Consider the following 9,396-nt stretch of genomic DNA (forward strand, 5'->3'; position numbering starts at 1 on the left):
GTTGGATTGCAAGACCCCTTCATGCGTGACCCCTTCATGCGTACCACCGGACCGCCGCAGCGATGCTGCATCTGTCGTCATGCGGCACTCCGGTGATCTTCAGTGCAGCGGCACCGCTGCATCGACATCGGTCTGCGGGAAGTCCTGCCCCTTGAATAGGAGCGGTTCGTCGAGCACGCGCGAGAGCGCATAGGAAAAGCAGTCGCCGAAGTTCAGCCCTGCGGGGTGGCGGCCCTTGCCGAAGCGGCGAAAGGCCTCGCGGGCGGTCTGCGCCTGCTTGGCATCGACGGCGATCGGCTCGATCGATGCCTCGGCCAGGAACAGGTCCAGGTCCCGCACCCCGTCCGCCCCGTAACGCGCCTCCATGACGATGCTGATCTCCACCAGCGTCGCCGTCGAGATGCGGCGCTGCGCCGCGGCCTCGATCGCCTCGTTGAAGCGGCGCCGCTCCGGCTCGTCTTGCAGGATCGCCACCAGGGCGGACGTGTCGATGACCATCAGCCCGGCAGGCCGTTTTGCTCGTAGCCGAGGATCTCGTCCGCCGGTCGGGTGTCGCGCACCGGCAGTGCAGCGGCGTGGTGGGCGATGGCATCGAGCCGATCGGCGAGGGTCTTGCCGGAGCCCTCGCGCTGGAGGCGTTCGAGGCGATCGCGCAGGGCGCTGATCACCGCGGCCGTCTTGGTCTCACCGGTCAGCTCGGCGAGCCGCGCGGCGAGCGCCTCCGCCTCCGGGTTGCGGATATTCAGTGCCATATGGAATGGGGCGGGAATGTTGTCGTGTAGACGCTGATGAGGCAGTGTAGTTTTCGTCGCGGTCCGCGGCAACCGCGCGGACTTGCCCGAGCCAGGCGCTCGGCGCCGTCCTTGTCGCCGCCGGTGACCTGCGATGGAGCAACGCCAGACCTGCTCCGGGGCCGTCTGGGGCCGTCTGGGGCCGGCTGCGGCGCCGCTGCGAGGGCATCCGGCGCAGTTCCTCGCGCAGCGATGACGGCGAGACCTGCTCGCCCGTGTCGCTCCGCGCGCCGCCGGGCTTTCGCGGCGAGGCAGCCTCATGGACAATGATGTGCAAACGCGAGTCCGCAGCGAGAGAATCCAGCGCATGCCCGAATCCCAGATCACCGCCCAGATCACCGACGTCGCCGCCTACATGGTCGATGTGGGCGCGCGTGCCCGCGCCGCTGCCCGCGCCATGGCCCGCGCCGAGACCGCCGCGAAGAACAACGCGCTGACCGCCATCGCCGCCGAGCTGGATGCCGCCCGCGACGCCTTGGGCCAGGCTAATGCCGCGGACCTGGAGGCGGGCGCCGCCAAGGGCCTGGACGCGGCGCTGCTGGACCGCCTGGCGCTGACCCCGGCGCGCATCGACGCCATGATCGAGGGGCTGGGGCAGATCGCCACGCTGGCGGACCCGGTGGGGGCCATCTCGGAGCTGGAGTACCGCCCGTCGGGCATCCAGGTGGGGCGGATGCGGGTGCCGCTCGGGGTCGTCGGCATCATCTACGAGTCCCGCCCCAACGTCACCGCGGATGCAGCGGCGCTGTGCCTCAAGGCCGGTAACGCGGCAGTGCTGCGCGGCGGCTCGGAGGCGTTCCACTCCAACCGCGCCATCGCCGCCTGCATCCAGCGCGGGCTCAGCGCTGCCGGGCTGCCGGAGGACGCGGTGCAGGTGGTGGCCACCACCGACCGCGCGGCGGTGGGCGCCATGATCACCAGCCCCGAGCACATCGATGTGATCATCCCGCGCGGCGGCAAGGGCCTCATCGAGCGCATCAGCCGCGATGCCCGGGTGCCGGTGATCAAGCACCTGGACGGCATCTGCCACGTCTACGTGGACGATCGCGCCGACCTGGACAAGGCGCTGGCCGTGGCCCTCAACGCCAAGACCCAGCGGCTCGGCACCTGCAACACCATGGAGACGCTGCTGGTGGCGGCGGGCGTCGCGGCGGACTTTCTGCCGCGCGTCGGCGCGGCGCTCGCGGACGCCGGCGTGGAGCTGCGCGGCTGCGAGCGCACCCGCGCGCTGCTCGACGGCGTGCTGCCGGCAACCGACGAGGACTGGGACACCGAGTATCTGGCCGCGATCCTCGCCATCCGCGTCGTGGACGGACTGGACGCCGCCATGGATCATATCGACCGCCACGGCTCCCACCACACCGACAGCATCGTCACCGAGGACTACGGCCGCGCCCGGCGCTTCCTGCGGGAGGTGGATTCCAGCTCCGTGATGGTGAACGCCTCCACCCGCTTCGCCGACGGCTTCGAATACGGCCTCGGTGCCGAGATCGGCATCAGCACGGACAAGTTCCATGCCCGCGGGCCGGTGGGACTCGACGGGCTCACGTCGCAGAAGTTCATCGTGCTGGGCGATGGGCACGTGCGCCGCTGAGCGCATGCAAACCGCTCGTCGGATGCTGCCCGGCGGGGAATTTTCTGCTATGGTCGAAACACGTACGGAGCGCGCGTCAATCCGTTGCGCGTGCATTGAGCGGTATGCATCCGATGCAGGCATCGCCAGCAGTGAGCGAATCTGATCCCATCCCGCCGGTCGCGGCTCCTGTTGCCAACACGGCGCGAGGGGTCGCTGCCTCGCACGCCTTTCGATCTCACCGCCGGCGGCGCGCCTACCCGCTGCATGCGCTCTAGCGAGCACAAGATCGCTACCGCACTGGTGCCGCGTTCGGTGCCTCCGCCCGCCGCTGCCACGCTCGAGCAATGATCGGCATCCTCGGCGGCGCCTTCGATCCGGTACACTTCGGCCACCTGCGCACGGCGCTGGAGGTCCGCGAGGCCTTGGGGCTCGACGAGGTCCGCCTGCTGCCGCTCAACGTCGCGGTGCACCGTGAGCAGCCCGCCGCCGACGGTGCGCTGCGCCTGCGGATGCTCGAGGCCGCGGTCGCCAACGCGCCGGGGCTGGTGGCTGACGACCGGGAGCTGACGCGCCCGGGCGGCTCGTACACCGTGGACACCCTGACCCATTTGCGCGATGAGCTCGGCGCGGACGTGCGGCTCTGCCTGCTGGTGGGCGGCGATGCCTTCAACGGCTTCTTAGCGTGGCACCGCCCGCGGGACATCCTCGGCCTGGCGCACCTGGCGGTGATGCGCCGCCCCGGCAGCGTGCTGCCGCGCGACCCGGAGTTGCGCGAGGAGCTCGAGCGCCGCCGCGCGGCGCGCCCGGCCGATTTGCATGCGGCGCCCGCGGGGCGCATTTGGCTGCAATCGGTCACGCAACTGGACATCTCGTCCACCCGCATCCGCCGCACCATGGCCGCGGGCCACAGCCCAAGGTTCCTGCTGCCCGACGCCGTGCTGGACATCGCGCTGGCGGCCGGATGCTATGCCGGTCCGCAAGACCCTACCGCCACCGGAGAACCGGCGCCTGGCAGGCGCGAGGAGACCCATTCCGACACTTCAGCCCAGAGGGGACATGATGCAGCTTGAGCAACTGAAAGACCTGGTCGTCGAGACCCTGAACGACATGAAGGCCCGCGACATCACCGTCATGGACGTGCGCGGCAAGACCGCCATCACCGACTACATGATCGTCGCCTCCGGCACCTCGGACCGGCACGTGAAGGCGGTCGCGGAAACCGTCGCCTACCGCGCCAAGGAGGCCGGCGAGCAGCCGCTCGGCACCGAGGGCGTCGAGGCCGGCGAGTGGGCGCTGGTGGACCTGAACGGGGTCGTTCTGCACGTGATGTTGCCCAAGGTGCGCGACTTCTACAATCTGGAGCGGCTCTGGTCCGCGCCGGCGCTGGTGTCGGAGACCATGCCGCGGCAGTCGCTGGCGGCGGGGCACGCCTGATCGGGCGTCCGCGGCTCCGACCGCTTCCCGCGCCGCCCGATGGACCGCTTCGACCGCATCTTCGAGCTGAACCGCATCCTGCAAGGGGCGCGGCACCCGGTGTCGCGCCGGCGCCTGGAGGACGAGCTGGAGTGCTCGCGGGCGACGGTGAAGCGCATCATCGAGGACATGCGCCTGTACCTGAACGCACCCATCGTCTACGACCGCGAGCTCAACGGTTACCGCTACGATCAGTCCGAAGGCGAGATGTACGAGCTGCCGGGGCTCTGGTTCAACGCCTCGGAGCTGCACGCGCTGTTGACGGTGCAGCAGTTGCTCGCCGACGTGCAGCCGGGCCTGCTGGAGCCGATGCTCAAGCCCCTACAACAGCGCATCGACGCCTTGCTGGAGCTCCAGCGCGCCGGCTCCGAAGGCCTGCAGGGCCGCATTCGCATGCTGCAGATGGCCTCCCGTCACAACGCCGAGCAGGGCGGCCACGCCTTCCAGGCCGTCGCCGGCGCGCTCGCGCAGCGCAAGCGCCTGCGGCTGTGCTACTACAGCCGCTGGCGGGAATCCCGCGACGAGCGTGATGTCTCGCCGCAGCGGTTGGTGCACTACCGCGACAACTGGTATCTGGACGGCTGGTGCCACCTGCGCGAGGGCCTGCGCACCTTCGCCATCGACGCCATCGAGACCGTCGAGACCTTGGATGATCCCGCCCTGGACGTCGACGCGACGGCGCTGGACAGCCACTTTGCCAGTTCCTACGGCATCTTCGCCGGTACGCCGGAGCATGAGGCGGTGCTGCACTTCAGCGCTACCCGCGCCCGCTACGTGGCCAACGAGCGCTGGCATCGCGACCAGCAGGGGCGGCGCCTGGATGACGGCCGCTACGAGCTGCGCGTGCCCTACAGCAACCCGGCGGAGCTGATCATGGACATCCTCAAGTTCGGCGCCGAGGTGGAAGTGGTGGCGCCCGCCGACCTGCGCGACGCCGTGGCCGAGCGATTGCGCGAGGCCTTGGCCAGATATGCGAGCGAGCCCGCCGCGCCGAGGCTCTCGGGTCATGCCGCCTGATGCCGCAGCGGGCACGGGGCCACGGACTGAGCCAGTGGCCGAGCCAGTCGCCCACCGGGCGGGCGTGCCGCCGCGAATCACCCTGGTGGCGGCGATGGCCCGCAACCGCGTCATCGGTCGCGACAACGCGTTGCCCTGGCACCTGCCCGCGGACCTCGCCCACTTCAAGCGCCTGACGCTGGATAAGCCCATCGTGATGGGCCGGCGCACCTGGGAATCGCTGCCGGGCCTGCTGCCGCGGCGCCGCCATATCGTCATCTCGTCCGATCCGGGCTATCGCGCCGACGGCTGCGAGGTCGTTACCTCCCCGGCCGCGGCGCTCGCCGCCGCCGGCAATGCGCCGGAGGTGATGGTGGTGGGCGGTGCGAGCATCTACGCGGCGCTGCTACCGCGGGCGACCCACTTGGCGCTGACGCTGGTGGATGCCGACGTCCCCGGCGATGTGCAGTTTCCGGCCTGGTCCCCCGGCGCGTGGCGCGAGCTGGAGCGCGTGCACCGGCCAGCGGACGAGCGCAACACCTACGCGCTGGACTTTCTGCTGCTGGAGCGCCGCACGACCACCGCCGGCGCCTGAGCTGCGCGGGTCGGTGCCGACTTGGCCGCGACCATTGCTTCCGTGGTTCGCTGCGGAAATTCCGAGACCGGGGGCCGTCGTTGTCGTCATCGAGTATCGGCACGCTCAAGAGCACGACGACGACAACGAGAATGACTTGGGATGGTCTCGAGACTTGCGCAGTGTTGCACTCGTGTGCAGATTCCGGGATCGCGCGCGGTGCCTATCTGTGTCGCCCTGGAGGGCGACACTCCGGCCGCCCGGGCGGCAACGGGGCCGTCAGCAATTGCGGCAAATGTCGTGGGTGAAGCCCTCGAGCTTCTGGGTGTCCGCGGCGAACAGCCGAATGCCCTCGGCGAGCTTCTCGGTGGCCATGGCGTCCTCGTTGACGCCCCAGCGGAAGGCGATTTCCTCGAAGTCCTGCCTGGGGATGTCCATCGCCGCCGCGGCCTCGGGGTCCAGCTTGCGCGGCACGTCGCCGTCGGATTCCGACAGCTCCGCCAGGAGCTTGGGTGCGATGGTGAGGTAGTCGCAGCCGGCCAGCTCCAGGATCTCGTCCACGTTGCGGAAGCTCGCGCCCATGACGATGGTGTCGTAGCCGTGGCGCTTGTAGTAGTTGAAGATCTCGGTGACCGAGCGGACCCCCGGGTCCTCGTCCGCGGGATAGCCGGGGACGTTCTCGGCGTTCTTGTACCAGTCCAGGATGCGCCCGACGAAGGGTGAGATCAGGGTGACGCCCGCTTCCGCGCAGGCCACGGCTTGTGGAAAACTGAACAGCAGCGTCAGGTTGCAGTGGATGCCACGGCGTTCCAGCGTTTCGGCGGCTTGGATGCCCTCCCAGGTGGAGGCGATCTTGAACAGCACCCGCTCGCGCGGGTCCACGCCGATGTCGTGATAGAGCTCGATGAGGCCTTCGCAGCGGGCGATGGTGCCCTCGGTGTCGAAGGACAGCCGCGCGTCGATTTCCGTGGAGACGCGGCCGGGGACGATCTTCAAGATCTCGGCGCCGAAGTTGACGGCCAGCTTGTCCATGGTCCAGCGCGCCTGCTCGAGGCTGGTGCCGCCGCGCTCCTTGCCGAAGGCGACGGCGTCTTCCACCAGGTGGCGGTACTGCGGGAGCTGCGCCGCCTTATACAGCAGCGACGGGTTGGTGGTGGCGTCCTGTGGCTTGTATTCGGCGATGCTGTCGAAGTCGCCGGTGTCGGCGACCACGGTGGTCATGGTCTTGAGTTGATCGAGCTTGCTCATGGGCTGGGCTCCGTACTGGAGATCGAACGGCGAATCGGGTACGGGGAGTCGGGGTGGAGCGGGCTGCTTGCGGTGCGGGCTGCACCCGTGTCGATTGTCCGGGTGCCCGGCGGGCTTTGATAGTTCGGGAATTCCCGTAGCCAGCAATCTTGGTCGGCGGCAGGATATTTCGGTGTAACAAGAACTTCCGGCAACCGTCATCAAACGGTAATATTTCTGTGTAGCCTTGCAGGTCTGTCCGTCGGCAGTGCTTGCCAACGCCTCGCGCAATTGACCGATCGGAGATCCGAGCCCCTGCGATGACGCCAATCGCCAAGGACTACGTGCTGACCCCGAGCCAGGACGACGGCGCGGCGCAGCAGATGGATGCGGTTGTCGCTGCCATCGGCGGCGACTTGCGGTGCGCGGCGGAGCCGGGCACCGAGATCCGGCGCTGTTTCTACGACAGCTTCGAGTGGAGCCTGTACCTGGCCGGTGCGGCGCTGGAGGAGGTGACGGCCGACGGCCGCCGCGAGCTCCTCTGGCAGGACCTCGCAAACGACGCGGCCGTGCTTGCCCGCGAGGCGGTGGCGGCAGAACCCGGGCTCGCCGATGAGCTGCCACCGGGTCCGGTGCGCGAGCGCCTGGCACCGGTGTTGGGCGTGCGCCGGCTCTTGCCCATGGCGGTGCTCGTGGGCACGCGCCGTGTGCTCCGGGTGCTGAACGAGGACGACAAGACCGTCGCGCGCATCCTGCTGGAGCAGTTGCGGGTGCCGGCGGACGAGGCGCATGGCGAGGTGTTGCTGCCGCTGCGCCTCGAGCTCACCGGCGTGCGTGGCTACCCGCGCGAGCTGGAGGATGCCGACCTGCGCCTGAAGGCGCTGCTGGCGCTGGAGCCCGCCCGGGCGCCGCTGTTTCTGTCGGCGCTCGCCGCCGCCGGCCGCCGCCCGGGCGGCTACTCGTCCAAGCTCGACTATCACCTGGACCCCGCGCAGCGTGCCGACGCCGCCACCAGGACGATTCTGCGGGGGCTGCTGGACACGCTGGAAGCCAATATCGACGGCACCCGGCGCAACCTCGATCCGGAGTTCCTGCACGACCTGCGCGTCGCCACCCGCCGCACGCGCTCGGCGCTCGGCCAGATCAAGGGCGTGCTGCCGCAGGCGAGCGTCGACGCCTTCAAGGCCCACTTTGCCTGGCTGCAGCAGGTGACAAGCCCGGTGCGCGACCTGGACGTCTACCTGCTGGCCTTCCCGGCCCTGAAGGCCGATCTGCCGGTCCTGCTGCGCGACGACCTGGAGCCGCTCAAGGACTGGCTCCTGGCCCGCTACGCTGCCGAGCAGCGGATACTGGCCGACGCGTTGGCGGGTGAGCGCTTCGTCGCGCTGCTGAAGGACTGGCGCGCCTTCCTGGATGCGCCGTCGCCGAACGTGGCCGACGTCGGCGCCAAGGATGCCGCGACACCCATCAAGACGGTGGCCGACAAACGCGTTTGGCGCATGTTCAAGCGCGTGCGTCAGGAAGGCCGCGCGATTACCGACGCCTCGCCGCCCGCGGAGCTGCATGAGCTGCGCAAGAGCTGCAAGAAGCTCCGCTACCTGATGGAGTTCTTCCAGAGCCTGTATCCGGACGACGACGTCAAGGGCCTCATCAAGCAGGCGAAGGTGCTGCTCGACAACCTGGGCGGCTTCCAGGACCTGTCCGTGCAGGCGACGCACCTGCGCGAGACCGCCGCCGCCATGCAGGCAGAGGGTGCCGCGAGCCTCGGCACGCTTCTGTCAATGGGCGCACTGATCGGCCATATGCTGGACCAGCAGCAACAGGCGCGGCGGGACTTCGCGCGCATCTTCGCCGGGTTCGACACTGACGAGAACGCCGCGGTGTTCGAGCGGCTCTTCGCGCGCGGTCGGGCGCGGCCGGATGAGCCAGAGTCGAAGCCGGGGGAGGCCGGCACATGAGGATTCTCGGCTTCTATAGCATCAAGGGCGGCGTCGGCAAGACCTCCAGCGCCGTCAATCTCGCCTACCTGTCGGCATCCGCGGGGTACCGCACACTGGTGTGGGACCTGGACCCGCAGGGCGCCGCCAGCTACTTCTTCCGCGTCAAGCCCAGGGTCAAGGGCGGCGGCAAGGCGCTGCTGCGCGGCAAGCGTGCGCTGGATGATGTCATCAAGGGGACCGACTTCGAGCTGTTGGACCTGCTGCCGTCGGACTTCTCCTACCGCAACATGGACATCCTGCTGGAGGCGGCCAAGCAGAAGCCACAGCGCCAGCTACAGCGGCTGCTGAAGCCGGTGCTGGGCGAGTACGACTACGTGTTCTTCGACTGCCCGCCCAGCATCTCTCTGATGTCGGAGAACATCTTCCGGGCCGCCGACGCGCTGCTGGTACCGCTGATTCCAAGCACCCTGTCGGCCCGCACCCTGGAGCAACTGCTGGCGTTCCTGCACAAGCACGACGGCTTCGGCGCCCTCGAGGTGCTGCCCTTCTTCTCCATGGTGGACACCGGGCGCAGGCTGCACACGGACACCATCGAGCACCTGCGGGCGCAGCACCCCGAGATCCTCGCCGCGTGCATTCCGCTCGCGGCGGAAGTCGAGCGCATGGGCCTGCACCGGATGCCGCTGCCCGCCTATGCACCGTCGAATGCCGCGTCAGGGGCCTACCGGGCGCTGTGGGAGGAGATTGTCCGGGGCTTTGAAGCGGGACGTGGGGGTACGGAGTCCTAAGTGCGGAGTGCGGAGTGCGGAGTGCGGAGTG

At 69.2% G+C, this 9,396-nt stretch carries 10 protein-coding genes; 7 read left to right on the forward strand and 3 right to left on the reverse strand.

Going from position 1 to position 9,396, the window contains the following annotated elements; all coding sequences use genetic code 11:
- Positions 1-99: 99 nt before the first annotated feature.
- Together LJE69_RS19085 and LJE69_RS19090 are read right to left on the reverse strand one after the other, a co-directional pair.
- A complete protein-coding gene (locus LJE69_RS19085) occupies positions 100-498 on the reverse strand; it encodes a type II toxin-antitoxin system VapC family toxin (RefSeq protein WP_296927649.1) in 399 nt (132 codons plus the stop codon).
- Entirely contained in the window at positions 498-752 is a 255-nt protein-coding gene (locus LJE69_RS19090) for a type II toxin-antitoxin system VapB family antitoxin (RefSeq protein WP_296927650.1), read from the reverse strand. Before LJE69_RS19090 ends, LJE69_RS19085 begins: the two co-directional genes overlap by 1 nt.
- A 346-nt stretch (positions 753-1,098) precedes the next feature.
- Between LJE69_RS19090 and LJE69_RS19095 the strand changes: the two genes are divergently transcribed.
- From LJE69_RS19095 to folA, 5 genes are all read left to right on the forward strand, one after another.
- Entirely contained in the window at positions 1,099-2,385 is a 1,287-nt protein-coding gene (locus LJE69_RS19095) for a glutamate-5-semialdehyde dehydrogenase (protein ID WP_296927651.1), read from the forward strand.
- A gap of 326 nt (positions 2,386-2,711) precedes the next feature.
- Positions 2,712-3,437 (forward strand): nicotinate-nucleotide adenylyltransferase, encoded by a 726-nt coding sequence (gene nadD, locus LJE69_RS19100; protein ID WP_296927652.1) that lies wholly within the window; start codon positions 2,712-2,714, stop codon positions 3,435-3,437.
- Positions 3,427-3,801, forward strand: a complete 375-nt coding sequence (rsfS, locus tag LJE69_RS19105) for a ribosome silencing factor (protein WP_296927653.1) — start codon at positions 3,427-3,429, stop codon at positions 3,799-3,801. Before nadD ends, rsfS begins: the two co-directional genes overlap by 11 nt.
- A 39-nt stretch (positions 3,802-3,840) precedes the next feature.
- Positions 3,841-4,857 (forward strand): WYL domain-containing protein, encoded by a 1,017-nt coding sequence (locus LJE69_RS19110; RefSeq protein ID WP_296927654.1) that lies wholly within the window; start codon positions 3,841-3,843, stop codon positions 4,855-4,857.
- Positions 4,858-4,891: 34 nt separating this feature from the next.
- Positions 4,892-5,431, forward strand: a complete 540-nt coding sequence (gene folA / locus LJE69_RS19115; protein ID WP_296927656.1) for a type 3 dihydrofolate reductase — start codon at positions 4,892-4,894, stop codon at positions 5,429-5,431.
- Positions 5,432-5,689: 258 nt separating this feature from the next.
- Here folA and tal read toward each other — a convergent pair whose 3' ends face one another.
- Entirely contained in the window at positions 5,690-6,658 is a 969-nt protein-coding gene (gene tal / locus LJE69_RS19120) for a transaldolase (protein WP_296927657.1), read from the reverse strand.
- 299 nt (positions 6,659-6,957) lie between these two features.
- Here tal and LJE69_RS19125 point away from each other — a divergent pair, with 299 nt between their 5' ends.
- The gene (locus LJE69_RS19125; RefSeq protein WP_296927658.1) at positions 6,958-8,595 is read left to right on the forward strand and encodes a CHAD domain-containing protein; all 1,638 of its coding nucleotides are present in this window, start codon (positions 6,958-6,960) and stop codon (positions 8,593-8,595) included.
- A complete protein-coding gene (locus tag LJE69_RS19130) occupies positions 8,592-9,365 on the forward strand; it encodes a ParA family protein (RefSeq protein WP_296927659.1) in 774 nt (257 codons plus the stop codon). Before LJE69_RS19125 ends, LJE69_RS19130 begins: the two co-directional genes overlap by 4 nt.
- Positions 9,366-9,396 lie beyond the last annotated feature (31 nt).

It is taken from the genome of Thiohalocapsa sp. (genome assembly GCF_022340605.1).
In the GTDB taxonomy this organism is placed as follows: domain Bacteria; phylum Pseudomonadota; class Gammaproteobacteria; order Chromatiales; family Chromatiaceae; genus Thiohalocapsa.

Excerpts from the sequence above, each read along its gene's own strand:
- LJE69_RS19085 (WP_296927649.1), bottom strand. The coding sequence starts at position 498 with ATGGTCATCGACACGTCCGCCCTGGTGGCGATCCTGCAAGACGAGCCG.
- LJE69_RS19090 (WP_296927650.1), bottom strand. The coding sequence starts at position 752 with ATGGCACTGAATATCCGCAACCCGGAGGCGGAGGCGCTCGCCGCGCGG.
- LJE69_RS19095 (WP_296927651.1), top strand. The coding sequence starts at position 1,099 with ATGCCCGAATCCCAGATCACCGCCCAGATCACCGACGTCGCCGCCTAC.
- nadD (WP_296927652.1), top strand. The coding sequence starts at position 2,712 with ATGATCGGCATCCTCGGCGGCGCCTTCGATCCGGTACACTTCGGCCAC.
- rsfS (WP_296927653.1), top strand. The coding sequence starts at position 3,427 with ATGCAGCTTGAGCAACTGAAAGACCTGGTCGTCGAGACCCTGAACGAC.
- LJE69_RS19110 (WP_296927654.1), top strand. The coding sequence starts at position 3,841 with ATGGACCGCTTCGACCGCATCTTCGAGCTGAACCGCATCCTGCAAGGG.
- tal (WP_296927657.1), bottom strand. The coding sequence starts at position 6,658 with ATGAGCAAGCTCGATCAACTCAAGACCATGACCACCGTGGTCGCCGAC.
- LJE69_RS19125 (WP_296927658.1), top strand. The coding sequence starts at position 6,958 with ATGACGCCAATCGCCAAGGACTACGTGCTGACCCCGAGCCAGGACGAC.
- LJE69_RS19130 (WP_296927659.1), top strand. The coding sequence starts at position 8,592 with ATGAGGATTCTCGGCTTCTATAGCATCAAGGGCGGCGTCGGCAAGACC.